This window comes from Pseudomonas sp. GW823-FHT01D03 (genome assembly GCF_058798255.1).
Genome location: NZ_JBXAKK010000001.1, coordinates 1,942,564 through 1,969,403, shown reverse-complemented (window position 1 = coordinate 1,969,403; position 26,840 = coordinate 1,942,564). Strand labels below are relative to the sequence as shown.

Sequence of the window (26,840 nt, the reverse complement as noted above, 5' to 3'; positions counted from 1 at the left end):
ATGGCCTGACCTTTCGTAAACAAAATCAAAAACAATATTTGCTTTATTTGTACACAAAAGCATAATCCACTGCGTGCGAGTTCCTGACCGCATGGTCAACAAATTCGCGTATGCCTCAAAGGGCTGCTGCCACCCCTCATGGGTCCGGCCCTGGAAATAACAATAAAACTCTTGAGGAGTACTCGCTGTGGAAAGCCGCAAATCCGAAGCATCGCCGCTGGAACTCTCGCCGCCCTTACGCACAGGCGTGCTGGAGCGCATCTTCAAACTCAGCTTGCATGGCACCACGGTGAAGACCGAGTTGATTGCCGGTCTGACAACCTTCATCACCATGGCTTACATCATCTTCGTCAACCCGAACATCATGGCCGATGCCGGGATCGATCACGGTGCAGCCTTCGTCGCCACCTGCATCGCCGCCGCACTCGGCTGCCTGCTGATGGGCCTGTACGCCAACTGGCCGGTGGGTCTGGCGCCGGGCATGGGCCTCAACGCCTTCTTCACTTACACCGTGGTCGGCACCATGGGCTACAACTGGGAAACCGCGCTCGGTGCGGTGTTCGTTTCCGGTGTGCTGTTCATGATCCTGACCTTCTCGCGGATTCGCGAATGGCTGCTCAACAGCATCCCGGTCAGCCTGCGCTATGCGATGGGCGCTGGCGTCGGCCTGTTCCTGGGGCTGATCGGCCTGAAAACCGCCGGCATTGTCGTCGACAGCCCGGCCACTCTGATCAAACTCGGCTCCCTGCGCGAGCCCGGCCCGCTGCTGGCGGCGATCTGCTTCCTGATGATCGCGATCCTCAGCTACCACAAAGTCTTCGGTGCGATCCTCATCAGCATCATCACCGTGACCCTCGCCGGTTGGGGCCTGGGCATCGTGCACTACGAAGGGATCATGTCGACCCCGCCGAGCCTGGCACCGACCTTCATGGCAATGAACGTCGCGGGCGTGTTCAACGTCAGCATGATCAGCGTGGTGCTGGCCTTCCTCTTCGTGCACATGTTCGACACCGCCGGCACCCTGATGGGTGTGGCCCAGCGCGCCAATCTGGTCAACGCGGACGGGCGTATCGAAAACCTTTCCCGCGCCATGAAAGCCGACAGCGCCTCCAGCGTCTTCGGCGCGGTGGTCGGCGTTCCGCCCGTCACCAGCTATGTGGAAAGTGCCGCAGGTGTAGCGGCTGGTGGTCGGACTGGTCTTACCGCAGTCACCGTGGGTGTGCTATTTATAGCGGCGATGTTTTTCGCACCGCTGGCCGGGATGATTCCGGCTTACGCCACCGCCGGTGCGCTGATTTATGTCGCGATGCTGATGATGGGCGGCATGGCCCATATCGAATGGGATGAAGCCACTGACGCCATCCCGGCGATCGTCACCGCGATCATGATGCCGCTGACCTTCTCGGTCGCCGACGGCATTGCATTGGGCTTCATCACCTACGTGGCGTTGAAGGCCGGTACCGGCAAGTACAAGGAAATTTCCGTCAGCCTGTGGGTGCTCTGCGCGATTTTCATCGCCAAGTTCATCTTCTTGTAAGCGTCACGCGGTTCAAGCGTCAAACCAGCCTCACCCTCGCGGGTGGGGCTTTTGCACATTCTTGAGTACAACAAAAAAAGGAGCAAAGTGATGAGTCTGGAAACCTGGCTGCTGTTCAGCGGCGCGGCATTGGTGGTGATCCTGATTCCAGGGCCACTGTCATTGCTGATGATCAGCAACAGTCTGAACTACGGCTTGCGCCGCTCTTACCCGGCGTTTCTCGGCGGCGTGATCGCTTCGATCTGCCTGCTCAGCGCATCGGCGCTGGGGCTGGGCGCCCTGCTACTGGCCTCGGAACAACTGTTCAGCGCCCTGAAAATCGTCGGCGCGCTGTACCTGTTCTACCTCGCCTGGCAGAGCTGGCAGCAATCGCGTCAGCCAGCGGTCGGCGCCGAAGTGCCGCAAGCCGCACCGCTGCCGCGTTTTCGCACCCTGTTCGGCCGGGCTTTTGTATTGGGCGCGAGCAATCCGAAGGACATTCTGTTTTTCGCCGCGTTTCTGCCGCAGTTCCTCAGCGCGGAGCAGCCGTTCCTCCCGCAGTTACTGATCATGATCGCGACCTGGGTGGTGCTCGACCTGTGCTGCAAGCTGGCTTACGGGCTGGGTGCGCATGGCGCGGCGCGCTATCTGCGTAGCGGCAAGGGGCAGAGCTGGTTCAACCGGGTGAGTGCCGGATTGTTCAGTGGTGCCGGTGCTGCGTCGCTGCTAAGCCGCTGACAGCAAAAGCTTCGCGAGCAAGCCCGCTCCCACATTTGGAATGCATTCCCATGTGGGAGCGGGCTTGCTCGCGAAGGCGTCAGACCAAGCGACACTTTCCTCCAGGCGAAAAAAAGCCCGCAGTGTGAGCGGGCGAAAGACCAAAGAAGCTATATGCGCAGTCGCTTCCCGGTAGGGGCAGCTGCTTGGGGTCAGCTGCCCCGGTAGGTGGAATAGCTGTAAGGCGAGATCAGCAGTGGCACGTGGTAGTGATCCTGTTCGGCGGAGATGCCGAAACGCAGCACCACCACGTCGAGGAACGCCGGTTCCGGCAGTTGCACGCCACGGGCGCGGTAGTAATCGCCGGCGTGGAACTGAACCTGATAGACACCGGTACGGTAGTCATCGCCTTGCAGCAGCGGCGCATCGACCCGGCCATCGCTGTTGGTAAGCGCACTGGCGACCAATTCCAGGTGCGAACCTTCAACGCGGTACAGCTCGACCTTGATCGAGCTGCCCGGGCAACCGTGTGCAGCGTCCAAAACGTGTGTTGTCAAACGTCCCATTGATTCTGCGCGCCTGGCCGCAAAGAGCAGTCAGACTTCGCGCCTCCCGAAGTCAGGTAAAAAGGAGACCGCACCGATTCGGAGCACGAAAAGCTGCGGCGAGCGACTGATTAAGACATTTTTCAAAAAAATTGTACACAATAAAAACGACATTTTTCACCTCACCCCCGCCATTCGGGCGTTTACTGCCGATCTGCCCCAAAAGCGCCTGACTATTGAACCTCGCAGCCATTAGCTGACTGATCAGGCAGGTTTCTTGCAGGTTTACGCCATTACCAGCAAAAGATGACAGTCGGTGAAAAATGCGAAAATTCAGGCTTACAAATTGCGAATAAAGTTGTATACAATCAGCCCATCGCTGTGACGCCAGCCTGTGCAGGCCGTTACACAAACCTGTCAACGAATAAGAAGGAAGACTGCAGTGAGCGCTGACTACCCACGCGACCTGATCGGTTACGGCAGTAACCCTCCTCACCCACACTGGCCGGGCAACGCGCGCATCGCCCTGTCCTTCGTGCTCAATTACGAAGAAGGCGGCGAGCGCAACATCCTGCACGGCGACAAAGAATCCGAAGCCTTCCTCTCCGAGATGGTCGCTGCTCAGCCGCTGCAAGGCGCGCGCAACATGAGCATGGAATCGCTTTACGAGTATGGCAGCCGCGCCGGCGTCTGGCGGATCCTGAAACTGTTCAAGGAATTCGACATTCCGCTGACCATCTTCGCCGTGGCCATGGCCGCCCAGCGCCACCCGGATGTGATCCGCGCGATGGTCGAAGCCGGTCACGAGATCTGCAGCCACGGCTACCGCTGGATCGACTACCAGTACATGGATGAGGCGCAGGAGCGTGAGCACATGCTCGAAGCGATCCGCATCCTCACCGAACTCACCGGCGAACGCCCACTGGGCTGGTACACCGGCCGCACTGGCCCGAACACCCGGCGCCTGGTGATGGAAGAAGGCGGTTTCCTCTACGACTGCGACACCTACGACGACGACCTGCCCTACTGGGAACCGAACAACCCGACCGGCAAGCCGCATCTGGTGATCCCGTACACCCTCGACACCAACGACATGCGCTTCACCCAGGTGCAGGGTTTCAACAAGGGCGACGATTTCTTCGAATACCTCAAAGACGCTTTCGACGTGCTCTACGCCGAGGGCGCCGAAGCGCCGAAGATGCTTTCGATCGGTCTGCACTGCCGGCTGATCGGCCGCCCGGCGCGTCTGGCGTCGCTCAAGCGCTTCATCGAATACGCCAAAAGTCATGAACAGGTGTGGTTCAGCCGTCGCGTCGACATCGCGCGTCACTGGCACGAAACCCACCCGTACCAAGGGGCCGCCAAATGAGCCGCTTTCAAACCCTGCAACCGTCGACCCTGAGCCGCGACGCTTTCGTCAAAGCCTTCGCCGACATCTACGAACATTCGCCATGGGTGGCCGAAAAGGCCTACGACCTGGGCGCGGACGCGTCGATCGACGAGATCGAAACCCTGCACCAGCGCATGAGCGACATCCTGTTGAGCGCCGATCACGCCAGTCAACTGGCACTGATCAACGCTCACCCGGACCTGGCCGGCAAAGCTGCCGTCCAGGGCCAATTGACCGAAGCCAGCACCAATGAACAGGCTGGCGCCGGTATTCACCAATGCACGGCCGAAGAGTTCCAGCGCTTCACCGAGCTGAACGACGCCTACAAGGCCAAGTTCAAGTTTCCCTTCATCATGGCGGTAAAAGGCAGCAACCGGCATCAGATCCTCGCGGCGTTCGAAACGCGCATTCACAACTCGGTCGACACCGAATTCAAATGCGCGCTGGCGGAGATCAACAAGATCGCCCTGTTCCGTTTACTGACTCTCTAGCGAAGCCTGGCCCGAGTGCGTCAAACGCGGAGAGCACCCAGGGCCTTGCAAGCATCCCCAGCCACTTATTTAAAGGCAGACAAGAAGAATGAAAGCTTACGCCGTACCTTTCGAGAAGTTCGTCAACCTGGCCGATGCCCGTCTGGGCACCAAAATCATCTCGGTCACCGATGACTGGTTCGCAGACGCCAATCGTCTGTTTCAGCCGACCCCGGCCGTGTGGAAGGAGGGGGTGTTCGACGACAACGGCAAGTGGATGGACGGCTGGGAATCGCGTCGCAAGCGCTTCGAAGGCTACGACAGCGCGGTAATCCGCCTGGGCGTACCGGGTTCGATCAAGGGCGTGGACATCGACACTTCATTCTTCACCGGCAACTACCCGCCATCGGCCTCGCTGGAAGCGTGCTTCCTGGCCTCGGGCGAGCCGGACGAAAACACCCAGTGGACTGAAGTGCTGTCGGCCGTCGAGCTGCAAGGCAACAGCCACCACTACCACGAAATCAGCAACGACCAAGCGTTCAGCCACCTGCGCTTCAACATCTACCCGGACGGCGGCGTGGCCCGTCTGCGCGTGTACGGCATTCCGTTCCGCGACTGGTCCGCTGTGGGCGACAACGAACAGGTTGACCTGGCTGCTGCCCTCAACGGTGGCCGCGCCCTCGCCTGCTCCGACGAACACTTCGGCCGCATGAGCAACATTCTCAACCCGGGCCGTGGCATCAACATGGGCGACGGCTGGGAAACCGCACGTCGTCGTACCCCGGGCAATGACTGGGTGATCGTCGCGCTGGGCCACCCGGGCGAGATCGAAAAAATCATCGTCGACACCCTGCACTTCAAGGGCAACTACCCGGACACCTGCTCGATCCAGGGCGCGTTCGTCAAGGGCGGCACCGACAGCCAGATCGAAACCCAGTCGCTGTTCTGGCGTGAACTGCTGCCGAGCCAGAAGCTGGAAATGCACGCCGAACACACCTTCGTCGAGCAGATCAAGGCGCTGGGCCCGATCACCCACATCCGTCTGAACGTGTTCCCGGACGGTGGTGTGAGTCGCCTGCGCGTTCTCGGCAAGGTCACTAAATAAGCAGTGAAACCATTCGCGAGCAGGCTCGCTCCCACAGGGGATTGCATTCCAAATGTGGGAGCGGGCTTGCTCGCGAAGGCGTCAGAACAGTCAACACAGAATTCGGATAAGAAGAACAGCATGCGCACACTACAGATTGAACCGCTGACCAAAGAAGCCTTCGCCCCCTTCGGTGACGTGATCGAAACCGACGGCAGCGACCACTTCATGATCAACAACGGTTCGACCATGCGCTTCCACAAACTGGCGACGGTCGAAACCGCTACGCCTGAGGACAACGCGATCATCAGCATCTTCCGCGCCGACGCGCAGGACATGCCGCTGACCGTGAGCATGCTGGAACGCCATCCGCTGGGCAGCCAGGCTTTCATTCCGCTGCTCGGCAACCCCTTTCTGATCGTGGTCGCGCCACTTGGCGATGTACCTGTATCAGGCTTGGTCCGCGCCTTCGTCACCAACGGCAGGCAGGGCATCAATTACCATCGCGGCGTCTGGCACCACCCGGTGCTGACGATCGAAAAGCGGGATGACTTCCTGGTGGTTGATCGCAGTGGCACAGGCAATAACTGCGATGAGCATTTTTTCAAAGAGGATGAGCGTTTGATCCTCGCCCCCCACCAATAAGAGAAGGTCCGATCACTCGACAACAAGAGTGACGGGCGAGAGGTAAAGACTGTGGAAGCACATCTGTTGGAATGGCTGAACCTGAGCGTGCGCTGGGTTCACATGATCACTGGCGTGGCCTGGATCGGCGCGTCGTTCTACTTCGTCTGGCTGGAGAACAACCTCAACCGCGTCAACCCGAAAACCGGTCTGGCCGGTGATCTGTGGGCGATCCACGGCGGCGGTATCTATCACCTGGAAAAATACAAACTGGCCCCACCGTCGATGCCGGAGAACCTGCACTGGTTCAAATGGGAAGCCTACTTCACCTGGATGTCGGGGATCGCGCTGCTGTGCGTGGTGTTCTATTCCAACCCCGTGCTCTACCTCGTGGCACCCGGCAGCGGCCTGACCGGCCCTGAAGGCGTGGCCATCGGCATCGGTTCGCTGATCGCCGGCTGGTTCATCTACGACTTCCTCTGCGATTCGGCCCTTGGCAAGAAACCCGCCCTGCTCGGCTTCATCCTGTTCGTGCTGATCATCGGCGCGGCGTATGGCTTCAGCAAGGTGTTCAGCGGTCGGGGTGCGTACCTGCACGTCGGCGCGATCATCGGCACCATCATGGTCGGCAACGTGTTCCGCATCATCATGCCGGCGCAGCGCGCACTGGTCGCGGCGATTGCCGAGAACCGCACGCCCGATCCGGCGCTGCCAGCCAAAGGCTTGCTGCGTTCGCGTCACAACAACTACTTCACCCTGCCGGTGCTGTTCATCATGATCAGCAACCACTTCCCGAGCACTTACGGCAGCCAGTACAACTGGTTGATCCTGGCCGGGATCGCGGTGTTGGCGGTGTTGGTGCGTCACTACTTCAACACCCGTCACGACAGCCACAAGTTTGCCTGGACCCTGCCGGTGGCAGCGGTGGGCATGATCACCCTGGCGTACGTCACCGGCCCTGCGCCGATGCCGACCGCACCGGACGTGGCCAAGGCGCCAGCAAAAATCGAGTACCAGCCATTGCCGGAAACGGCACTGGGCGGTGGCGCGAAACCGGCTGAAGCTGCACAACCAGCCGCCCCTGCTGCACCGGCCGCTGCTCCGGCTCAGGCGTCCAACGCCGGTCCTGCGTTCGACAAGGTGCATAACGTGATCCAGGAACGCTGCGCGGTCTGCCACTCGGCGAAACCGACCAGCCCGCTGTTCAGCGCCGCCCCGGCCGGGGTGATGCTCGATACCCCTGAGCAGATCCGCCAGAACGCGGCGCGGATCCAGGCGCAAGCCATCACCACACAGATCATGCCACTGGGCAACATCACCCAGATGACCCAGCAGGAACGTGACCTGATCGGTGCATGGATCGCCCAGGGAGCCCAGACCAACTGAGCCAGACAAAAGCCTGTGTAAAAGCAGGCTTTTGTGGCGAGGGAGCTTGCTCCCGCTGGGTCGCGAAGCGGCCCCTCTCTTTGCCTGAAGAGCAGGGACTGCTGCGCAGTCCAGCGGGAGCAAGCTCCCTCGCCACAAACAAGCTCTGCAGCCACAAATATCAATGATGCAAAAGGACAGCTGTGAGCCACCCGGCAGCTGTTCAATCACAAGAATAAAAAAGATCCGAGGTGTTGCATGTCCGAGCTGTCCAAAGCGCGCATCCCCGACGCACCCGCCATTCAGCGTTTGCCCCTTTTGCAACTGATCCTGGTCGGTTTGCAACATGTTCTGCTGATGTACGGCGGTGCCATCGCGGTGCCGTTGATCATCGGACAGGCCGCTGGCCTGAGTCGTGAAGAAATTGCCTTCCTGATCAATGCCGACCTGCTGGTCGCCGGTATCGCCACCATCGTTCAGTCGCTGGGTATCGGCCCGATGGGCATCCGCATGCCGGTGATGATGGGCGCCAGTTTTGCCGCTGTCGGCAGTATGGTCGCCATGGCCGGCATGCCCGGTATCGGTCTGCAAGGGATCTTCGGTGCAACGATCGCTGCCGGTTTCTTCGGCATGCTCATCGCGCCGTTCATGTCCAAGGTTGTACGTTTTTTCCCGCCTTTGGTGACCGGCACGGTCATCACCTCGATCGGTCTGTCGCTGTTCCCCGTGGCCGTGAACTGGGCCGGTGGCGGTGCCGCCGCGGCGCAATTCGGCTCGCCGATTTACCTGGCCATCGCCGCTCTGGTGCTGGCGACCATTCTGCTGATCCACCGCTTCATGCGCGGGTTCTGGGTCAATATTTCCGTGCTGATCGGCATGTGCCTGGGCTACGTGCTCTGCGGCGCCATCGGCATGGTCGACCTGAGCGGCATGGCCAGTGCGCCATGGGTTCAGTTCGTCACCCCGCTGCACTTCGGCATGCCGAAATTCGAACTGGCGCCAATCCTGTCGATGTGCCTGGTGGTGGTGATCATCTTCGTCGAGTCCACCGGGATGTTTCTGGCGCTGGGCAAAATCACCGGTCAGGAAGTCTGCCCGCGCATGCTGCGGCGCGGTCTGCTGTGCGATGCCGGCGCTTCGTTCGTCGCCGGTTTCTTCAACACCTTCACTCACTCCTCATTCGCACAGAACATCGGCTTGGTGCAGATGACCGGCGTGCGCTGCCGCTCGGTGACCATCGTCGCCGGCGGTTTGCTGATCGTGCTGAGCCTGCTGCCGAAAGCGGCATTTCTGGTGGCGTCGATTCCACCGGCGGTGTTGGGCGGTGCGGCGATCGCGATGTTCGGCATGGTCGCGGCCACCGGCATCAAGATCCTGCAAGAAGCCGACATCGGTGACCGGCGCAACCAGTTGCTGGTGGCGGTGAGCATCGGCATGGGCCTGATCCCGGTGGTGCGTCCGGAGTTCTTCGCACATCTACCGCTGTGGATGAGCCCGATCACCCACAGCGGCATCGCCATGGCCACCCTCAGCGCACTGACCCTGAACCTGCTGTTCAACATCCTCGGCGGCAAAGAACGCGCAGCGATCAACGACTGCCACGCGCATCAGCATTAACGGAATCACCACAAAACCTGTGGGAGCGGGCTTGCTCGCGAAAGCGGTATGTCATTCAACATTTGTATCGACTGACACGCCCCCTTCGCGAGCAAGCCCGCTCCCACAGGGACTATGCAACACCCTGCCTCAACAATAAAAACAAGAGGGAGCAACAGATGATTCGCACGCAAACCAGCGTTCTGTTGAGTGGCGGCCTGCTGGCCGCGAGTCAGGCCATGGCCGGCGATTTACTGCTGTGGCAGACCAACAGCCTGAGCTACCTGTACGGCAAGAACTTCGCGATCAACCCGTCGATCCAGCAGACGGTGACGTTCGAACACGCCGACAAATGGAAGTACGGCGACAACTTCCTGTTCGTCGACAAGATCTTCTACAACGGCCAGGAAGACCGCAACAAAGGCCCGCACACCTTCTACGGCGAATTCACCCCGCGCTTCTCGTTCGGCAAGATCTTCGACCAGAAAATCGAGTTTGGCCCGATCAAGGACGTGCTGCTGGCGATGACCTACGAGTACGGCGAAGGCGACAGCGAGGCCTACCTGATCGGCCCCGGCTTCGATCTGAAAGTACCCGGCTTCAACTACGTGACCCTGAACATCTTCCGCCGCCAGACCGAAGGACCGCGCCCTGGCGACGGCGTCTGGCAGATCACCCCGGGCTGGTCGTACAGCGTGCCGCTGGGCAATTCCGATCTGCTGATCGACGGCTATCTGGACTGGGTCGTCGACAACGACCAGAACTCGCGCGGCACCTACCACGCCAACCTGCACATCAATCCGCAGATCAAATACGACCTCGGCAAAGCCCTCGGCTGGAGCCACAAGCAGTTGTACGTCGGCACCGAATACAGCTACTGGAAGAACAAATATGGCGTCGAAAGCAGCCACAACTTCGACACCAATCAGAACACCGCCAGCCTGCTGGTGAAGGTGCACTTCTGAGATGGCCCGCAACCGTGCCCCATACCTGTCGTCGGTGCTCTGTTGCGGGGCACTTGAGAGCTGGCCGAGGAGTCAGTATTCTCCGCGGCCTCTTGAATTCGGTCTAAAAAAAAGCCCGAATTTAATTCCTGACCGACGAGCCAACTTATCCCGGCCCCGGTCAGTACCGAGGCATCCCGAAAACACGCGCAATCGACTGTTTTTCAGCAGCCGAACGGGTGTTTTTTTGCTTTTCGAAAGCGTTGGCCCAGCTCTTGCTATCACCAGCGAAGCTGACCGATCGGATGACTTTTGCAGCGACGAAAAAAGGCGCCACACCAGAGCGCCGATCTTAAAAAAAATAAACGTGGAACACCTACTTTGGGAGCAACCGAATGAAACGTATGTGCACCAGCCTGATGCTCGCGGGATCGATGCTGGCCGGCGGCCAGGCCATGGCCGAGGGCCTGCTGCAATGGCAGAACAACAGCCTGACCTACCTGTATGGCAAGGACTTCCAGGTCAATCCGCGCATTCAGCAGACCGTCACCTTCGAGCACGCCGATGCGTGGAAGTACGGGGATAACTTCTTCTTCCTCGACAAGATCTTCTACAACGGTGGCAAGGACTTCAGCAACGGCCCGAACACCTACTACGGTGAGTTCAGCCCGCGCATCTCGCTGGGCAAAGTGCTCGACCAGAAGATCGAATTCGGCCCGATCAAAGACGTGCTGTTGGCGATGACTTACGAGTTCGGCGAAGGTGACACCGAGTCGTACCTGATCGGCCCAGGCTTCGACCTCGCGATTCCGGGCTTCGACTACTTCCAGTTGAACTTCTACCAGCGCCACACCGAAGGCTCGCGCGCCGGTGACAACGTCTGGCAGATCACTCCGGTCTGGTCCTACACCATCCCGGTCGGCAAGTCGGACATCCTGATCGACGGTTTCATGGACTGGGTCACCGACAACGACACCAACAAAAAGGGCGAATACCACGCCAACCTGCACTTCAACCCGCAGATCAAATACGACTTGGGCAAGGCGCTGAGTTTTGGCGAGAAGCAGTTGTATGTCGGTGTTGAATACGATTACTGGAAAGACAAGTACGGGATCGACGACACCGGTGCGTTCAAGACCAATCAGAGCACCACAAGCTTCCTGGTGAAGTTCCACTTCTGATCCTGGTATCAGTGGCGTCTGCAAGGGCGCCTTCGCGAGCAAGCCCGCTCCCACATTGGTTCTGTGTCGGTCACAAAACCAATGTGGGAGCGGGCTTGCTCGCGAATGGCTTCAGCACAAATATCAGGCCGGAACGAGCGCTTCGGTGATCCCCAAAAACCGGCACAACTCCTCACGCTTGGCCAACGCATCGCGCCGTCCCAGATCGATCAATTCGCTGCAATACCCCGCCTCGAACAGCAGATAACTCAGCACCCCTGCCCCACTGGTCTTGGTCGCACCCGAACCGCGCAAGAACAGACGCAACGCCGCCGGCAACTCCTGGCGATGCCGCGCCGCGATCTCGTCGATCGGCTGACTCGGCGCAATCACCAGCACCTCCACCGGCGCCACACCCAACTCACGAGTCGGCACGCCCTCGGGCATCAGTCGACTGAACTGGTTCAGACGCTGCAGCAACTCGATGTCGCTCTCCAGGCTGTCAATGAACGTGCTGTTGAGCATGTGCCCGCCGATCTGCGCCAGCGTTGGTTGCTGACCGGTGTAGGCGCGCTCCAGCGGCTGCTGCGGATCAAACCCGCGCGGGTTGCCGCTGACGCCCACCACCAGCACCCGACTCGCACCCAGGTGCAGCGCCGGGCTGATCGGCGCCGACTGGCGTACCGCACCGTCGCCGAAATATTCCTCACCGATTTTCACCGGGGCAAACAGCAACGGGATCGCCGAACTGGCGAGCAGGTGATCCACCGACAATTGCGCCGGCACGCCGATCCGCCGATGGCGCAACCACGCATCGATCGTGCCGCCGCCCTGATAGAAGGTCACCGCCTGGCCCGATTCGTAGCCGAACGCGGTCACCGCCACCGCATGCAATTGCTTGCGCGCGATGGATTCGGCGATACCGGGCATGTGCAGTTTTTCATTGAGCAGGTCGCGCAGCGGCGAACTGTTGAGCAGCGCCACCGGCAGTTGCCGACCGATGCCGAGCAGGCTGTGACTGACAAAGCGGCTGGCCTGACGGATCACCCCCGGCCAGTCACTGCGCAACACCCGATGGCTGCGAAAGCCCTGCCAGAACAACGTGAGGCGTTCGATGGCGGCGCGAAAATCGGTGGCGCCGCTGGCCAGGCTGACCGCATTGATCGCCCCGGCCGAGGTGCCGACGATCACCGGAAACGGATTGTCCGCGCCCAGCGGCAGCAATTCGGCAATCGCCGCCAGCACCCCCACCTGATACGCCGCCCGAGCCCCGCCGCCGGAAAGAATCAAACCTGTGACCGGTTCCGCTGGGCTCATCGCAACGCTCCATGGTGCTTGAAAGGGTGAGTGAATCAGCCGCGCCGTTTCGGGTAAAGCTTCGGCTCGCCCGGTGGACGGCTCTTGAAGCGGCGGTGCGCCCACAAGTATTGCTCAGGGCAGGCGCGCAGCGCACTTTCCACCCACTGGTTGATGCGGAGGCAGTCGGCCTCTTCGGTTTCACCCGGGAAGTCTTCCAGCGGAGGATGGATCACCAACCGGTAACCGCTGCCGTCGGCCAGACGCTCCTGAGTAAACGGCACCACCAGCGCCTTGCCCAGACGGGCAAACTTGGTGGTCGCGGTCACGGTCGCCGCCTGAATGCCGAACAGCGGCACGAAGATGCTTTGCTTGGCGCCGTAGTCCTGATCCGGTGCGTACCAGATCGCCCGGCCCGAACGCAGCAGCTTGAGCATGCCGCGCACGTCGTCACGCTCCACCGCCAGCGAATCGAGGTTGTGCCGCTCGCGGCCCCGACGCTGGACGAAGTCGAATAACGGGTTTTTGTGCTCGCGGTACATGCCATCGATGGTGTGCTGCTGGCCGAGCAACGCGGCGCCGATTTCCAGGGTGGTGAAGTGCGCGGCCATAAGGATTACGCCCTTGCCTTCGCGCTGGGCCTTTTGCAGATGCTCCAGGCCTTCGACGTGGGCCAGTTTGGCCAGACGCTCACGGGACCACCACCAACTCATCGCCATTTCAAAAAACGCGATGCCGGTGGAGGCGAAGTTTTCCTTGAGCAGACGTTTACGCTCGGCGGCGGATTTTTCCGGGAAGCACAGCTCGAGATTGCGCTTGGCGATGCGCCGCCGGTCGCCGGCCACGCGATACATCAATGCGCCCAAAACACGACCGATCGTCAGTAAAACCGCATACGGCAACTGCACGACCAGCCACAACAGCCCCAGACCGCACCAGAGCGGCCAGAAGCGGGGAGAAAGATAGGCTCTTCGAAAACGCGGGCGATCCATTAAAGCTTCCGTAAATTCAGTGGCCGCGCATTCTACATCGTTCGACCCGGCTTGCGGCTCGCGGGCGTTCTCGTTATAAGTCTCGGCACTTTTAGTGACAAGCCGTTGTATGCCGATATGAGCCAAAACGAATCGCCAGACCGAGATCCCGTGTTCCAGTTGAAGGGCAGCATGCTGGCCATTACGGTGCTGGAACTGTCCCGCAACGACCTCGACAGCCTTGATCGGCAACTGGCCGCCAAAGTCGCCCAGGCGCCGAATTTCTTCAGCAATGCACCGTTGGTCCTGGCGCTGGACAAACTGCCGCCCGGCGAAGGCGCGGTCGATCTGCCCGGCCTGATGCGCGTTTGCCGCCAGCATGGCCTGCGCACCCTGGCGATCCGCGCCAGCCGTATCGAAGACATCGCCGCCGCCATCGCCATCGACATCCCGGTGCTGCCGCCGTCCGGCGCCCGTGAGCGACCGCTGGAAACGCCGGAACCGGAAATCAAAAAGAAGCCGGAAAAGCCGCCGGAGCCGACGGTCAAACCGACCCGCGTCATCACCACGCCAGTACGTGGCGGCCAACAGATATATGCCCAGGGTGGCGATCTGGTGGTGGTTTCCTCGGTCAGTCCGGGGGCGGAACTTCTGGCCGATGGCAACATCCATGTATACGGCCCGATGCGCGGTCGCGCACTGGCCGGCGTCAAAGGCGACACCAAGGCCCGGATTTTCTGTCAGCAATTGAGCGCTGAACTGATCTCCATCGCCGGGCATTACAAGGTTTCCGAAGATTTGCGCCGCGATCCACTGTGGGGCTCCGGCGTCCAGGTCAGCCTGTCGGCCGACGTGTTGAACATCATTCGGCTTTAACGGATACTGCCGCATTTTCCAAGCATCTCTAAAACGTAGCGAAAACGGCTCAAACGAAGTAGGAAAAAGGCTCAACGCCGAATTCCAGCCAAGGCTGTCCGACTGCAGTAGTTTTCAAGAGATGTTTTTCAGGGGCTAAAAAGTCCTTCTTCCTTAGGGGTGAAACACCTTGGCCAAGATTCTCGTGGTTACATCCGGCAAGGGTGGTGTGGGTAAGACCACCACCAGCGCCGCTATCGGTACCGGCCTCGCTCTGCGCGGCCACAAAACAGTGATCGTCGACTTCGACGTGGGCCTGCGTAACCTCGACCTGATCATGGGTTGCGAGCGCCGCGTGGTGTATGACTTCGTCAACGTGGTCAACGGCGAAGCCAACCTGCAGCAGGCCCTGATCAAAGACAAGCGCCTGGAAAACCTCTACGTGCTGGCCGCCAGCCAGACCCGCGACAAAGACGCGCTGACTGTCGAAGGCGTGGAAAAAGTCCTGATGGAGCTCAAGGAACAATTCGAGTTCGTCGTCTGCGACTCCCCGGCGGGCATCGAAAAAGGCGCGCACCTGGCCATGTACTTCGCCGACGAAGCGATCGTCGTGACCAACCCGGAAGTGTCCTCGGTACGAGATTCGGACCGCATGCTCGGCCTGCTGGCGAGCAAATCGCGCCGCGCCGAACGTGGCGAAGACCCGATCAAGGAACACCTGCTGATCACTCGCTACCATCCAGAGCGTGTTGAAAAGGGCGAAATGCTTGGCGTTGAAGACGTCAAGGAAATCCTCTCGGTAACGCTGCTTGGCGTGATCCCGGAGTCCCAGGCGGTGCTCAAGGCATCCAACCAGGGTGTACCGGTGATTCTTGACGACCAGAGCGATGCCGGTCAGGCGTACAGCGATACCGTCGACCGTTTGCTGGGCAAAGAAAAAGCCCACCGTTTCCTCGATGTCGAGAAGAAGGGATTCTTCGAGCGCCTGTTTGGAGGTAGGTAATGAACCTTTTTGACTTCTTTCGTGCCAACAAAAAGCCAAGTACCGCCTCGGTAGCGAAAGAGCGTCTACAGATCATCGTGGCGCATGAGCGCGGCCAGCGCAGCACGCCGGATTACCTGCCAGCCTTGCAGAAGGAACTGGTCGATGTGATCCGCAAGTACGTCAACATCGGCAACGACGACGTACATGTTGCACTGGAAAGCCAGGGCAGTTGCTCGATTCTGGAACTCAACATCACCCTGCCCGATCGCTGAGTCGATCCGGCAGGAACGACGGCGGCTCAGGGCCATTCCCATCGCGGAATGGCCCTGAGCCGCCGTTGGCATTTGTTACGAGGCTGTTTTAATGCCGTTGTCCAACATCCGCATCATCCATCAGGACGCCGCCGTGCTGGTGGTCGACAAACCGACGTTGCTGCTCTCGGTGCCCGGTCGCGCCGACGACAACAAGGACTGCCTGATCACCCGTCTGCAGGAAAACGGCTACCCGGAAGCGCGCATCGTCCATCGCCTGGACTGGGAAACCTCCGGCATCATTCTGCTGGCCCGCGACGCTGACACCCACCGCGAACTGTCGCGGCAGTTTCACGATCGTGAAACAGAGAAAGCCTACACTGCGCTCTGCTGGGGTCAGCCGGAACTGGACAGCGGCAGCATCGACCTGCCGCTGCGCTACGATCCGCCGACCAAACCGCGGCACGTGGTCGACCATGAATTCGGCAAACATGCACTGACCTTCTGGCGCGTACTGGAGCGTTGTGGCGACTGGTGCCGCGTCGAACTGACGCCGATCACCGGGCGCTCGCACCAGTTGCGTGTGCACATGCTGTCCATCGGTCACCCGCTGCTGGGCGACGGGCTGTACGCCCATGAGCAGGCCTTGGCGGCCTGGCCGCGTCTGTGCCTGCACGCGAGCATGTTGAGCTTCACCCACCCGCAAACCGGCGAGCGTTTGCGCTTCGAATGTCAGGCACCGTTTTAAGCGCTGCCTGATGGGCAGCGCGGTTTATTTGGACAAGGTTTCTGTTTTCGGATGAGTTGTATGGATTCCCTGGTAACCCCCCTCACGAAAGTTCGGCATCAACTGCTTTACCTGGTTTACGGCAATCAGGAGGTGTACCGGCGCGAAGTCAAGTTCAGCATCCTGACCGTGCTTTCCCAGGCTAAAAACGGCGAGCGACCGGCGATCCGTATTCTTACCGATCGCCCCGACGACTATGCGGGCTGGCCGGTCGACACGGTGTTGCTGGACGACGCGACCCTGACCCGCTGGCAAGGCACCCACGGCTATCACCACCGCCGCAAGGCCTGCGCCATCGCCGCCGGTATGCAGTGGGCGGAGAAGACCCTGTTCGTCGACACCGACACCCTGTTCAGCCGCCACCCGAGCCAACTGTTCAAATTCATCGAGCCGAACCGTTCGGTGATGGATCGCTTCGAGTACGACTGGAAAGATGTGCACCAGCGCGCCGACTATCAAAAACTCGGTCGCGACCTGCGCAACCAGGGCGTGACGCCGGATAACGGTTTCAAGCTCTACAACAGCGGTTTGTGCGGCGTCACCGACAAGGACTCGGCGCTGTTCGAAGAGTCGATCCGCCTGATCGATGAATGGACACTCGGCGGTTTCGAAATCCACACCATCGAGCAGATCGCCCTGTCGTACGCCATGCGCGAGCGTCAGGTGGTGGAAGCGCGCAAACACGTCTACCACTACTTCGCGGAAAAACGTTTCTTCCACGCGATGCAGACGTACTTCTTCTCCCAGCACGGTGAGCAGTTCAGTCAGCGCCTGGTGGATCTGTGCAGCGACGTGCCGCGGGTCAAACCGTTCCCGTCGGCCTGGCGCCGATTGAAAATCAAGTGGAAGCTGCGCCACCAGAAAGGTGCCCTGCGCAAGGTCGGTCGTGACCTGCTGTACGGCAGCGCCGCGCCGGAAGATCCGTACTACAGCGTTTGCCGACACGAATGGTGGGAATGCGCCTCGCGGGAAATTCTGCGTTGGGACGAAAGCCGGCAGAAAAAACTGCTGAGCCAGAAATCCTGGCCGCAACAGCTGCCGCGTCCGGATAAACCGGAAGATGAAAAAGTCATCATGAACTACTTGAAAAAACGCGTAGCCGCCCGCTGATCCACACCATCCCCTGTGGGAGCGGGCTTGCTCGCGAAAGCGGTGTGTCATCCAAAAAATCTGCATCTGACCCACCGCTTTCGCGAGCAGGCCCGCTCCCACCCCGATCCTGTCCGGATTCAATTCCCAGGCCGATGCGTTAAACTCGCGCCCATTGCTGTCTGGAGCTTCTTATGCGCGAAGAGTTGAACCAAGGCCTGATCGACTTCCTCAAGGCCTCCCCTACCCCGTTCCACGCCACCGCCAGCCTTGTTCAGCGTCTGGAGGCCGCCGGTTACGTGCGCCTCGACGAGCGCGAGCCGTGGACCACCGAGGCCAACGGCCGCTACTACGTCACCCGCAACGACTCCTCGATCGTCGCGATCAAAATGGGCCGCAACTCGCCACTGCACGACGGGATCCGTCTGGTCGGCGCCCACACCGACAGCCCGTGTCTGCGGGTCAAGCCGCAACCGGAACTGCAACGTCAGGGCTTCTGGCAACTGGGCGTTGAAGTCTACGGCGGCGCGCTGCTGGCGCCATGGTTCGACCGCGACCTGTCGCTGGCCGGCCGCGTCACTTTCCGCCGTGATGGCAAGGTCGAAAGCCAGCTGATCGACTTCAAGGCGCCGATCGCGATCATTCCCAACCTGGCGATTCACCTGAACCGTGAAGCCAATCAGGGCTGGGCGATCAACGCGCAGACCGAGCTGCCACCGATCCTCGCGCAGTTTGCCGGTGACGAGCGCGTCGACTTCCGCGCTGTACTGACCGATCAATTGGCCCGCGAACACGGTCTGAACGCCGACGTGGTGCTGGATTACGAGCTGAGCTTCTACGACACCCAGAGCGCGGCGGTCATCGGCCTGCATGGCGACTTCATCGCTGGTGCGCGCTTGGACAACCTGTTGTCCTGCTACGCCGGCCTGCAAGCCCTGCTCACCGCCGACACCGAAGAAACCTGTGTGCTGGTGTGCAATGACCACGAAGAAGTCGGCTCCTGCTCGGCGTGCGGTGCCGACGGCCCGATGCTCGAACAGACCCTGCGCCGCCTGCTGCCGGAAGGTGACGAGTTCGTCCGCACCATCCAGAAATCGCTGCTGGTCTCGGCTGACAACGCCCACGGCGTGCACCCGAACTACGCCGAGAAGCACGACGCCAATCACGGCCCGAAACTCAATGCCGGCCCGGTGATCAAGGTCAACAGCAACCAGCGTTACGCCACCAACAGCGAAACCGCCGGGTTCTTCCGCCACCTGTGCATGGCCGAAGAAGTGCCGGTGCAGAGCTTCGTGGTGCGCAGCGACATGGGTTGCGGCTCGACCATCGGCCCGATCACCGCCAGTCACCTGGGCGTGCGCACCGTCGATATCGGCCTGCCGACCTTCGCCATGCACTCGATCCGCGAACTGTGCGGCAGCCACGATCTGGCGCACCTGGTCAAAGTGCTGAGCGCGTTCTACGCCTCCCGTGAATTGCCTTAAAAGCTGAAAAGCTTCGCGAGCAAGCCCGCTCCCACATTGGAATGCGTTTCAACCTGTGGGAGCGGGCTTGCTCGCGAAAGCGCCCGTGCAGACAACAAAGATTCATCGTAGAACCGAATCATTCCTGATACACATCACTCCTCGCTGCAGAAAGCGACCTAGACTTAAATCATCCCCTTCGACAAGGCAGTCACCATGATTTCGATGTCCTCCTTCCACGCCATGCTCATTCCCATCCTGTCGGGGATGATCCTGCTGGCAATCGGTTTCAACTTCCGCGACAAGAACGCCGGTGTGTTTGCCATGTGGGTCGGCATGCTGATGATCCTGGCGACTGTGGTCTACAAGATCCTCGCCAAACTCAACGAATAAATCCGCGCCCGGCTCGCATTGATTCTGGCTGCCTCGTACACTCGCTCAATTCGCCCCTTTGCGAGGTTGACCGCCTAGTGTTCGCTCGTCTGTTTGCTCTGCCCTGTCTGTTCCTTGTCTGCCTGATGACGCTGCTGCCGCTGGCCCCTGCCCAGGCGGTCGGGTTGCCGGGCCTGCTCAACACCACCAAGACGCAGCCGGAGGCACAAGAGCCACTGGGCCAGTCGCTGGATGAAGTCATCAAGTCGCTGGAAAACGACAAGCAACGCGCGCAATTGCTGAGCGATCTGAAAAAGCTGCGCGACGCCACCAAGAAAGCCCAGGCTTCACCGGAAGAAGGTGTGCTGGGGCTGATCGGCGGTACGCTGGCCAGTTTCGAGAAACAGTTCTCCGGTGACGACAGCCCGCTGACCCGCTGGTCCGACGAGTTCGATCTGGCCAAAGACGAACTCGATAACCTGATGCTGCCGGCCAGCGAATGGCTGCCGATCATCTTCGGCTTCGCGGTGATCCTGATGGTCTGGAGCCTGCTCGCCGCCGCGCTGATCTGGCTCGGTCACCGGGTGCGCATGCGCTTCGGCCTGACCGAAGAACTGCCGCAGCATCCCAAGGCCCTCGACATGCTGCGTTTCGCCCTGCGCAAGCTCGGGCCGTGGCTGATTGCGTTGGTCATCACCGTTTACATGAGCTACGCGCTGCCGTCGTCATTGGGCAAGAGCCTGGCGATGGTGCTGGCTTATGCACTGGTGGTCGGCACCTGTTTCTCGGCGATTTGCGTGATTGCCTTCTCGCTGCTCGACGGCCCGCACCGGCACCGGGCGCTGTACATCCTGCGACATCAGGCCTTCCGTCCGTTGTGGCTGATCGGCAGCTTCGCCGCATTCGGTGAAGCGCTGAGCGACCCGCGCCTGGTCGAAGGCCTCGGCGTGCACCTGGCGCACACCACCGCGACCATCACCAACGTGCTCGCGGCGCTGTTCACCGGGCTGTTCATTCTGCGTTTCCGCCGGCCGATCGCGCACCTGATCCGCAACCAGCCGTTGTCCCGCCGCCTGACCCGCCGCGCCCTCAGCGACACCATCGATATCCTCGGCACCTTCTGGTACGTGCCGGCGCTGGTGCTGGTCGGGATCTCGCTGTTCGCCACCTTCGTCTCCGCCGGCGATACCAGCACCGCCCTGCGCCAGTCACTGATCTGCACGGTGCTGCTGGTGATGTGCATGGTGATCAACGGCCTCGTGCGCCGTCATTCACTCAAACCGCAACGCGGGCCGAAGCGTCATGCGCTGTATTCGGAGCGTCTGAAAAGCTTCTTCTACACCCTCGCCCACCTGCTGGTGTGGCTGATCTTCATCGAACTCGGCCTGCGCGTATGGGGCAAGTCGCTGATCGGGTTTGCCGAGGGCGAAGGGCATGACGTCAGCGTCAAACTGTTCAGCCTGATCGGTACGCTGATTTTCTCCTGGCTGATCTGGATCCTCGCCGACACCGCCGTGCACCACGCCCTCACCCGCTCGCGCAAAGGCCTGGCGAATGCCCGCGCACAAACGATGATGCCGCTAATCCGCAACGTGCTGTTCGTGGCGATTTTCATCATCGCGCTGATCGTCGCCCTGGCGAACATGGGCATGAACGTCACGCCACTGCTGGCCGGTGCCGGTGTGATCGGTCTGGCCATCGGTTTCGGTGCACAGTCGCTGGTGGCGGACCTGATCACCGGCCTGTTCATCATCATCGAAGACTCGCTGGCCATTGATGACTACGTCGACGTCGGCGGCCACCTCGGCACCGTCGAAGGCCTGACCATCCGCACCGTGCGCCTGCGTGACATCGACGGCATCGTCCACACCATCCCGTTCAGCGAAATCAAAAGCATCAAGAACTACTCCCGGGAATTCGGCTACGCGATCTTCCGCGTGGCGGTGCCGTACAACATGGAAATCGACGACGCGATCAAACTGATGCGCGACGTCGGCCAGAAAATGCGCACCGACCCGCTGCAACGCCGGAACATCTGGTCGCCACTGGAGATTCAGGGCGTGGAAAGTTTCGAGTCCGGCAGCGCGATTCTGCGCGCCCGGTTCAAGACTGCGCCGATCAAACAATGGGAAGTTTCCCGAGCGTTCAACCTGTCGCTCAAGCGCCATCTGGACGAAGCCGGCCTCGATCTGGCGACGCCGCGCATGAGCGTGCAGGTCATCACTGCCGGCGGTGGCCAGCCGAAGGAATAGCACTTCGCGCAGACACTCGGGTCACAGGCAGGGAAGCCAGAAAAACAAAAACCATGGAGACACCCGATGCAGCTGACACGTATCGCCCAGACCGTTCTGCTTACCCTGCTGGCCGGCACCGCCAGCGCCGCCACCCTGGACAGCACCCGCGAACAGATCGCCACGCAAGCCAAGGCACTTGAACCGGAACTGCTGGAAACCCGCCGCGACATCCACGCCCACCCGGAACTGGGCAACAGCGAAAAACGCACGTCAGAACTGGTCGCCAGGCAGCTCAAGGCGCTGGGCCTGGAAGTCAAAACCAACGTCGCTCGCACCGGCGTGGTCGCCATCCTCAAAGGCGCCCTGCCCGGCCCGACCGTCGCCTTGCGCGCCGACATGGACGCGCTGCCGGTCAAGGAAGTCGCCGACCTGCCCTTCGCTTCGAAAGCCAAAGGCACCTACCTCGACAAAGAAGTCGACGTGATGCACGCCTGCGGCCACGACGCCCACACCGCGATCCTGCTGAGCACGGCGAAAATTCTCACGGGCATGCGCGACACCCTGCCCGGCACCGTGGTGTTCTACTTCCAGCCCGCCGAAGAAGGCCCGAGCGACTTCATCCCCGATGGCAAAAACACCTGGGGCGCGAAAATGATGGTGCAGGAAGGCGTGATGAAATCACCCAAACCCGACGCCGTCTTCGGCCTCCACGTCTGGGCCGGCGTCCCCGCCGGCCAGATCGCCTACCGCCCAGGCGCCACCCTGGCCAGCTCCGACGACCTGCGCATCAAAATCCTCGGCAAACAAACCCACGCCGGCCGCCCATGGGACGGCATCGACCCGATCACCGTCGGTGCACAAACCATCGTCGGCCTGCAAACCGTGGTCAGCCGCCGCACCGACATTTCGTCCTACCCGTCGGTGGTCAGCATCGGCACCATCAACGGCGGCACCCGCTACAACATCATTCCCGAATCCGTCGACATGAGCGGCACCATCCGCTCCTACGACTACGGCATCCGCCAGAAACTTCACGCCGATGTGCGCCAGACCATCGAAAAAATCGCCGAAAGCGGCGGCGCGAAAGCCGACGTGACCATCATCGAAAAATACGACCCGACCATCAACAACCCGGCACTGACGGAAAAAATGCTGCCGACGTTGAAGTGGGCAGCCAAGGATGACGTGGTCAACGCACCGCTGGTGGGCGGTGCGGAAGACTTCTCGTTCTTCGCCAAGGAAGTCCCGGGGCTGTTTGTGTTCCTCGGGGTGACACCACGGGATCAGGACATGAGCAAGGCCGCGCCGAATCACAATCCGGGGTTCTTTGTGGACGAGTCGGCGCTGGTGGTTGGGGTGAGGACGATGGCGTCGTTGGCGACGGATTATTTGTATGGAAATGCTGAGGTGGCCAGATAGAAATGGGGTGATTGTGGGGCCGCCTTCGCGAGCAAGCCCGCTCCCACAGTGGATTGGGTGTATTCAGTGGGAGATTGGTCGGCTTTCAGGCCGCTATCGCTGGCGGGCCAGCTCCCACACTGGGATTGGGTGCAGGCAGTGGGAGATTGGTCGGCTGTCAGGCCGCCATCGCGAGCAGGCTCACTCCTACAGAAAAGCAAAGCCGACCGCACGCTTTTCACCACTCAACAGGATGAGCGCAAGCTCGGCTGCAGCTCTTGATCTTGCCGTGCCGGCCCCTTCGGCAGGCTGAGTGGAGGGGTTTATCCGGGGGTGGGAGCGCAGCGACCGTTTGGCGCAGCCAAACACATCGAGAGGAGGTGCAGCGAAGCAAACCGGAGGCGATGCCCCCGGATGAACCCCGTAACGAAGGTACCCGAGCCTAAGCGAGGGCCGTACGCCGGGGCCAAGACCTTTGGTTACTTTGGGGCGTTTGCCAAAGTGACTCGCTGTAAGAGCGAAACCGTCAGCGGCAGCACCCGAAGAAACGGATATTCACACAGAACCCAACAGCCTGGTCGGCCCAGAGGCCGCCAAGGCCAAAAGCTCAAACAACATCTACACCAACGTGAATCGCATCATGCCGCCAAAACTCAAGATCACAATCAATCAACCGCTCATGCTGATCATAATTAACCCGAGCAATTTTTAATCCCGGGCTCCCGACAGAAACCCGCAAAGCCGCCGCCGCATCCACCGCCAACGACGTCGGCACAATCTCGAACCGCACCCGCCCATAGTGCAAATCGTAATGCCGCGCATAAAGCTCGGTCATCGACTGATTCAAATCAAACCCCAGAATCCCCGGAAAATACTGCGGATTCAGATAATGCTCCACATACAGAACGAGCCGCCCATCAATCCGCCGCGACCGACAAATCTGAATCACGCTCGACAACGCCGGTAACTGCAACCACGCACACACCGCCGCCGAAGCCGGCTGCAGGCGCGCCGAAATCACCTCGGTCGACGGCACCCGCCCCTGCGCACTGACCATCGCGTGAAAGTGACTGCGCTGCATCAGGTTGTACGCCAGACGCGGCGGTGAAACGAACCAGCCACGGCGCTCCTCGCGATAGATCTGCCCCTGCGCCTCCAGCTGCAACAAGGCCTCACGCACCGTAATGCGCGTAGTACCGAACAACTCACTGAGCTTGCGCTCGGCCGGCAACTTGCTCCCGGGCGCGAGCAGACCGTGATCAAGTTGCTCCTGCAGCACCTGACCAATCGCTGTCACCGCTTTTGTTGCCTCATCGCGCATCAACGTTACCTATCTGGACTAGACCAGCACTGTTTCGGGGCAAAAATCGCACGGCCTGCAAGCCGTTTCCATGTGTTGCAAGCCTAGGCAGTGCAGATGACCGAGAGATGACAAACCCGCCCGACGGTCGTCCTCACGACTTGCAATACATCGGCCAAGTCCCTTGCCAGTCGGGGCTTTGACCTTGGTCTACGCTTACCCGGCAAGCGCCGAAACCGGGCCAATAAAAGGCCTGCCGGGCGAGCACCGACATCAAAGTGTCATCCAGCCCCCTTAAATTGGCTCAGGTATTGCTGACCTAGACCAACACAAACCGCAATCGCAGCGTTGAACACGACCAAGGAGCTTCGGAATGAAACAGCTTTTCCTGGCAACACTGTTAGGCTCGACCATTGCAATGTGCACCGGCGCCATGGCGGCGGGTACCGACCTGAAAACCCTCGAAGCCGCTGCGAAAGCGGAAGGCGCCGTCAACAGCGTCGGCATGCCCGATGACTGGGCCAACTGGAAAGGCACCTGGGAAGACCTGGCCAAAACCTACGGCCTGAAACACATCGACACCGACATGAGCTCGGCCCAGGAAATCGCCAAGTTTGCCGCCGAAAAAGACAACGCCACTGCCGACATCGGCGACGTCGGCGCGGCCTTCGGCCCGATCGCGGTCAAACAAGGCGTGGTACAGCCGTACAAGCCAAGCACCTGGGATCAAGTCCCGGACTGGGCCAAGGACAAGGACGGCAACTGGGCACTGGCCTACACCGGCACCATCGCCTTCATCGTCAACAAGAAGCTGCTGCACGGCTCCGAAGTACCAACCAAATGGGCTGACCTCAAGGGCGGCAAGTACAAGGTTTCCATTGGTGACGTGAGCACCGCCGCGCAAGCCGCCAACGGCGTACTGGCCGCTGCCCTGGCCAACGGTGGCGACGAGAAGAACATCCAGCCGGCCCTGCTGCTGTTTGCAGACATCGCCAGGCAGGGTCGCCTGTCGATGGCCAACCCGACCATCGCCACCATGGAAAAAGGCGAGATCGAAGTCGGCGTGGTCTGGGACTTCAACGGCCTGAGCTACAAGGCCAAGATGGCCAACCCGGATGACTACGTGGTGCTGATCCCGTCCGACGGCTCGGTGATTTCCGGCTACACCACGATCATCAACAAATACGCGAAAAACCCGAATGCCGCCAAGCTGACCCGCGAATACATCTTCAGCGATGCCGGCCAGACCAACCTCGCACGCGGTAACGCTCGTCCGATCCGTGCCGAACACCTGCAACTGCCGGAAGACGTGAAGGCCAAGCTGCTGCCGAACGAGCAGTACAAAAAGGTCACGCCGATCAAGGACGCCGATGCCTGGGAAAAAACCTCCAAGGCCCTGCCGCAGAAGTGGAACGAAGAAGTCATCGTCGAGATGAAGTAATCCTGTAGATCCCGATTCGGGATCCATTGGAGATCCAAATGTGGGAGCGGGCTTGCTCGCGAATGCGGTGGATCAGTCAAGAATCTATCGACTGACACTGCGCCTTCGCGAGCAAGCCCGCTCCCACAGGGGATCAAGGTTGAATCTGACATTTCCTGTTTTCGCGGAGTTTTTGCCCCTATGAAGCACAACGTCATCCTTGTCGTGCTCGACGGCCTCAGCCATGAGGTCGCGCGTCACGCCATGGGGCATCTGCAGGCTTACGTTGGCGCAGGACGCGCCGCGCTCTATCAGTTGGAGTGCGAGTTGCCGGCCCTGTCCCGACCGCTTTACGAATGCATCCTTACCGGCGTGCCGCCGATCGACAGCGGCATCGTCCACAACAACGTTGCGCGCCTGTCCAATCAGCGCAGCATCTATCAGTACGCCCGCGACGCCGGCCTGAAAACCGCCGCAGCGGCTTATCACTGGGTCAGCGAGCTGTACAACCGCTCACCGTTCGTACCGGCCCGCGACCGTCATACCGACGATCCAGCGCTACCGATCCAGCACGGGCATTTCTACTGGAACGATCACTACCCGGATTCGCACCTGTTCGCCGACGCGGAACACCTGCGCCTGCGCCATGCGCCGAATTTCCTGCTGATCCACCCGATGAACATCGACGACGCCGGGCACAAGCATGGCCTCGACTCCGCGCAATACCGCAACAGCGCACGCTCGGCAGACATCATCCTCGCCGACTACCTGCAAGGCTGGCTCGACGCAGATTATCAAGTGCTAGTGACTGCCGATCACGGCATGAACAACGACCGCTCGCACAACGGCCTGCTGCCGGAAGAACGCCAGGTGCCGCTGTTCGTCCTCGGCGACGCCTTCAGCCTGAATGCTGACGCCGCGCCAAAGCAGACCGAGATCTGCGGCACGGTCTGCGAACTGCTCGGCGTACCTCACGACAAACCTGTGTGCCGGGAGCTGCTCAAGTGA

25 protein-coding genes are annotated in these 26,840 nt (G+C 60.6%); 21 read left to right on the top strand and 4 right to left on the bottom strand.

Annotated elements, in window-relative coordinates; all coding sequences use genetic code 11:
* Positions 1 to 187 precede the first annotated feature (187 nt).
* Together AC1RBR_RS08805 and AC1RBR_RS08800 are read left to right on the top strand one after the other, a co-directional pair.
* Entirely contained in the window at positions 188 to 1,537 is a 1,350-nt protein-coding gene (locus tag AC1RBR_RS08805; RefSeq protein WP_095139990.1) for an NCS2 family permease, read from the top strand.
* A gap of 90 nt (positions 1,538 to 1,627) precedes the next feature.
* Entirely contained in the window at positions 1,628 to 2,254 is a 627-nt protein-coding gene (locus tag AC1RBR_RS08800; RefSeq protein ID WP_492563881.1) for a LysE family translocator, read from the top strand.
* A gap of 191 nt (positions 2,255 to 2,445) precedes the next feature.
* Here AC1RBR_RS08800 and uraH read toward each other — a convergent pair whose 3' ends face one another.
* Positions 2,446 to 2,799: a hydroxyisourate hydrolase gene (gene uraH / locus AC1RBR_RS08795; protein ID WP_011333195.1), complete on the bottom strand. Its 354-nt coding sequence runs from the start codon at positions 2,797 to 2,799 to the stop codon at positions 2,446 to 2,448.
* Positions 2,800 to 3,220: 421 nt separating this feature from the next.
* Here uraH and puuE point away from each other — a divergent pair, with 421 nt between their 5' ends.
* From puuE to AC1RBR_RS08755, 8 genes are all read left to right on the top strand, one after another.
* Positions 3,221 to 4,147 carry an allantoinase PuuE gene (puuE, locus tag AC1RBR_RS08790; protein WP_039769896.1) on the top strand — a complete coding sequence of 309 codons (927 nt, stop codon included), beginning with the start codon at positions 3,221 to 3,223 and terminating at the stop codon, positions 4,145 to 4,147.
* On the top strand, positions 4,144 to 4,659 hold the full coding sequence (gene uraD, locus AC1RBR_RS08785; RefSeq protein ID WP_095114340.1) for a 2-oxo-4-hydroxy-4-carboxy-5-ureidoimidazoline decarboxylase: 516 nt from the start codon (positions 4,144 to 4,146) through the stop codon (positions 4,657 to 4,659). The genes puuE and uraD overlap by 4 nt, the downstream gene beginning before the upstream one ends.
* An 88-nt stretch (positions 4,660 to 4,747) precedes the next feature.
* Complete coding sequence (alc, locus tag AC1RBR_RS08780) at positions 4,748 to 5,743, top strand: allantoicase (protein ID WP_095139993.1); 996 nt, start codon at positions 4,748 to 4,750, stop codon at positions 5,741 to 5,743.
* Between the two features lie 120 nt (positions 5,744 to 5,863).
* The gene (locus AC1RBR_RS08775; protein WP_041068829.1) at positions 5,864 to 6,367 is read left to right on the top strand and encodes an ureidoglycolate lyase; all 504 of its coding nucleotides are present in this window, start codon (positions 5,864 to 5,866) and stop codon (positions 6,365 to 6,367) included.
* Positions 6,368 to 6,418: 51 nt separating this feature from the next.
* A complete protein-coding gene (locus tag AC1RBR_RS08770) occupies positions 6,419 to 7,732 on the top strand; it encodes a urate hydroxylase PuuD (RefSeq protein WP_492563876.1) in 1,314 nt (437 codons plus the stop codon).
* Between the two features lie 237 nt (positions 7,733 to 7,969).
* Entirely contained in the window at positions 7,970 to 9,328 is a 1,359-nt protein-coding gene (locus AC1RBR_RS08765) for a nucleobase:cation symporter-2 family protein (protein WP_202371150.1), read from the top strand.
* A gap of 158 nt (positions 9,329 to 9,486) precedes the next feature.
* Positions 9,487 to 10,272: an outer membrane protein OmpK gene (locus AC1RBR_RS08760; protein ID WP_166495541.1), complete on the top strand. Its 786-nt coding sequence runs from the start codon at positions 9,487 to 9,489 to the stop codon at positions 10,270 to 10,272.
* A gap of 374 nt (positions 10,273 to 10,646) precedes the next feature.
* Positions 10,647 to 11,432 carry an outer membrane protein OmpK gene (locus AC1RBR_RS08755; RefSeq protein WP_095139997.1) on the top strand — a complete coding sequence of 262 codons (786 nt, stop codon included), beginning with the start codon at positions 10,647 to 10,649 and terminating at the stop codon, positions 11,430 to 11,432.
* Positions 11,433 to 11,555: 123 nt separating this feature from the next.
* On the opposite strand, the gene AC1RBR_RS08750 is transcribed toward AC1RBR_RS08755, so the two are convergent.
* The gene (locus AC1RBR_RS08750) at positions 11,556 to 12,728 is read right to left on the bottom strand and encodes a patatin-like phospholipase family protein (RefSeq protein WP_492563873.1); all 1,173 of its coding nucleotides are present in this window, start codon (positions 12,726 to 12,728) and stop codon (positions 11,556 to 11,558) included.
* 35 nt (positions 12,729 to 12,763) lie between these two features.
* Positions 12,764 to 13,699 carry a lipid A biosynthesis lauroyl acyltransferase gene (locus AC1RBR_RS08745; protein WP_123586153.1) on the bottom strand — a complete coding sequence of 312 codons (936 nt, stop codon included), beginning with the start codon at positions 13,697 to 13,699 and terminating at the stop codon, positions 12,764 to 12,766.
* A 117-nt stretch (positions 13,700 to 13,816) separates the two neighbouring features.
* Here AC1RBR_RS08745 and minC point away from each other — a divergent pair, with 117 nt between their 5' ends.
* The 9 genes from minC to AC1RBR_RS08700 all read left to right on the top strand — a co-directional run bounded on the left by minC (position 13,817) and on the right by AC1RBR_RS08700 (position 23,133).
* Complete coding sequence (gene minC, locus AC1RBR_RS08740; protein WP_095139999.1) at positions 13,817 to 14,554, top strand: septum site-determining protein MinC; 738 nt, start codon at positions 13,817 to 13,819, stop codon at positions 14,552 to 14,554.
* Positions 14,555 to 14,723: 169 nt separating this feature from the next.
* On the top strand, positions 14,724 to 15,536 hold the full coding sequence (minD, locus tag AC1RBR_RS08735; protein ID WP_007913953.1) for a septum site-determining protein MinD: 813 nt from the start codon (positions 14,724 to 14,726) through the stop codon (positions 15,534 to 15,536).
* Complete coding sequence (gene minE, locus AC1RBR_RS08730; RefSeq protein ID WP_003223146.1) at positions 15,536 to 15,790, top strand: cell division topological specificity factor MinE; 255 nt, start codon at positions 15,536 to 15,538, stop codon at positions 15,788 to 15,790. Before minD ends, minE begins: the two co-directional genes overlap by 1 nt.
* 91 nt (positions 15,791 to 15,881) lie before the next feature.
* Positions 15,882 to 16,517 (top strand): RluA family pseudouridine synthase, encoded by a 636-nt coding sequence (locus AC1RBR_RS08725; RefSeq protein WP_492563867.1) that lies wholly within the window; start codon positions 15,882 to 15,884, stop codon positions 16,515 to 16,517.
* Between the two features lie 51 nt (positions 16,518 to 16,568).
* Positions 16,569 to 17,666, top strand: a complete 1,098-nt coding sequence (locus AC1RBR_RS08720; protein WP_492563866.1) for a hypothetical protein — start codon at positions 16,569 to 16,571, stop codon at positions 17,664 to 17,666.
* 173 nt (positions 17,667 to 17,839) lie between these two features.
* Complete coding sequence (locus AC1RBR_RS08715; RefSeq protein ID WP_047598982.1) at positions 17,840 to 19,129, top strand: M18 family aminopeptidase; 1,290 nt, start codon at positions 17,840 to 17,842, stop codon at positions 19,127 to 19,129.
* Positions 19,130 to 19,324: 195 nt separating this feature from the next.
* Positions 19,325 to 19,501, top strand: coding sequence for a hypothetical protein (locus AC1RBR_RS08710; RefSeq protein WP_007965354.1), 177 nt, complete (start codon positions 19,325 to 19,327; stop codon positions 19,499 to 19,501).
* A 77-nt stretch (positions 19,502 to 19,578) separates the two neighbouring features.
* Entirely contained in the window at positions 19,579 to 21,732 is a 2,154-nt protein-coding gene (locus tag AC1RBR_RS08705) for a mechanosensitive ion channel domain-containing protein (RefSeq protein ID WP_492563864.1), read from the top strand.
* Positions 21,733 to 21,798: 66 nt separating this feature from the next.
* Positions 21,799 to 23,133, top strand: coding sequence for an amidohydrolase (locus AC1RBR_RS08700; protein ID WP_492563862.1), 1,335 nt, complete (start codon positions 21,799 to 21,801; stop codon positions 23,131 to 23,133).
* A 586-nt stretch (positions 23,134 to 23,719) separates the two neighbouring features.
* Here AC1RBR_RS08700 and AC1RBR_RS08695 read toward each other — a convergent pair.
* On the bottom strand, positions 23,720 to 24,433 hold the full coding sequence (locus AC1RBR_RS08695; RefSeq protein WP_095140004.1) for a UTRA domain-containing protein: 714 nt from the start codon (positions 24,431 to 24,433) through the stop codon (positions 23,720 to 23,722).
* A 352-nt stretch (positions 24,434 to 24,785) separates the two neighbouring features.
* Between AC1RBR_RS08695 and AC1RBR_RS08690 the strand changes: the two genes are divergently transcribed.
* Together AC1RBR_RS08690 and AC1RBR_RS08685 are read left to right on the top strand one after the other, a co-directional pair.
* The gene (locus AC1RBR_RS08690) at positions 24,786 to 25,853 is read left to right on the top strand and encodes an ABC transporter substrate-binding protein (RefSeq protein ID WP_095140005.1); all 1,068 of its coding nucleotides are present in this window, start codon (positions 24,786 to 24,788) and stop codon (positions 25,851 to 25,853) included.
* A gap of 180 nt (positions 25,854 to 26,033) precedes the next feature.
* The gene (locus AC1RBR_RS08685) at positions 26,034 to 26,840 is read left to right on the top strand and encodes an alkaline phosphatase family protein (protein ID WP_492563860.1); all 807 of its coding nucleotides are present in this window, start codon (positions 26,034 to 26,036) and stop codon (positions 26,838 to 26,840) included.

Coding starts and splice junctions, on each gene's coding strand:
- AC1RBR_RS08800 (WP_492563881.1), top strand. CDS start 1,628: ATGAGTCTGGAAACCTGGCTGCTGTTCAGCGGCGCGGCATTGGTGGTG.
- uraH (WP_011333195.1), bottom strand. CDS start 2,799: ATGGGACGTTTGACAACACACGTTTTGGACGCTGCACACGGTTGCCCG.
- uraD (WP_095114340.1), top strand. CDS start 4,144: ATGAGCCGCTTTCAAACCCTGCAACCGTCGACCCTGAGCCGCGACGCT.
- alc (WP_095139993.1), top strand. CDS start 4,748: ATGAAAGCTTACGCCGTACCTTTCGAGAAGTTCGTCAACCTGGCCGAT.
- AC1RBR_RS08775 (WP_041068829.1), top strand. CDS start 5,864: ATGCGCACACTACAGATTGAACCGCTGACCAAAGAAGCCTTCGCCCCC.
- AC1RBR_RS08765 (WP_202371150.1), top strand. CDS start 7,970: ATGTCCGAGCTGTCCAAAGCGCGCATCCCCGACGCACCCGCCATTCAG.
- AC1RBR_RS08760 (WP_166495541.1), top strand. CDS start 9,487: ATGATTCGCACGCAAACCAGCGTTCTGTTGAGTGGCGGCCTGCTGGCC.
- AC1RBR_RS08755 (WP_095139997.1), top strand. CDS start 10,647: ATGAAACGTATGTGCACCAGCCTGATGCTCGCGGGATCGATGCTGGCC.
- AC1RBR_RS08750 (WP_492563873.1), bottom strand. CDS start 12,728: ATGAGCCCAGCGGAACCGGTCACAGGTTTGATTCTTTCCGGCGGCGGG.
- AC1RBR_RS08745 (WP_123586153.1), bottom strand. CDS start 13,699: ATGGATCGCCCGCGTTTTCGAAGAGCCTATCTTTCTCCCCGCTTCTGG.
- minC (WP_095139999.1), top strand. CDS start 13,817: ATGAGCCAAAACGAATCGCCAGACCGAGATCCCGTGTTCCAGTTGAAG.
- minE (WP_003223146.1), top strand. CDS start 15,536: ATGAACCTTTTTGACTTCTTTCGTGCCAACAAAAAGCCAAGTACCGCC.
- AC1RBR_RS08725 (WP_492563867.1), top strand. CDS start 15,882: ATGCCGTTGTCCAACATCCGCATCATCCATCAGGACGCCGCCGTGCTG.
- AC1RBR_RS08720 (WP_492563866.1), top strand. CDS start 16,569: ATGAGTTGTATGGATTCCCTGGTAACCCCCCTCACGAAAGTTCGGCAT.
- AC1RBR_RS08715 (WP_047598982.1), top strand. CDS start 17,840: ATGCGCGAAGAGTTGAACCAAGGCCTGATCGACTTCCTCAAGGCCTCC.
- AC1RBR_RS08710 (WP_007965354.1), top strand. CDS start 19,325: ATGATTTCGATGTCCTCCTTCCACGCCATGCTCATTCCCATCCTGTCG.
- AC1RBR_RS08700 (WP_492563862.1), top strand. CDS start 21,799: ATGCAGCTGACACGTATCGCCCAGACCGTTCTGCTTACCCTGCTGGCC.
- AC1RBR_RS08695 (WP_095140004.1), bottom strand. CDS start 24,433: ATGCGCGATGAGGCAACAAAAGCGGTGACAGCGATTGGTCAGGTGCTG.
- AC1RBR_RS08690 (WP_095140005.1), top strand. CDS start 24,786: ATGAAACAGCTTTTCCTGGCAACACTGTTAGGCTCGACCATTGCAATG.
- AC1RBR_RS08685 (WP_492563860.1), top strand. CDS start 26,034: ATGAAGCACAACGTCATCCTTGTCGTGCTCGACGGCCTCAGCCATGAG.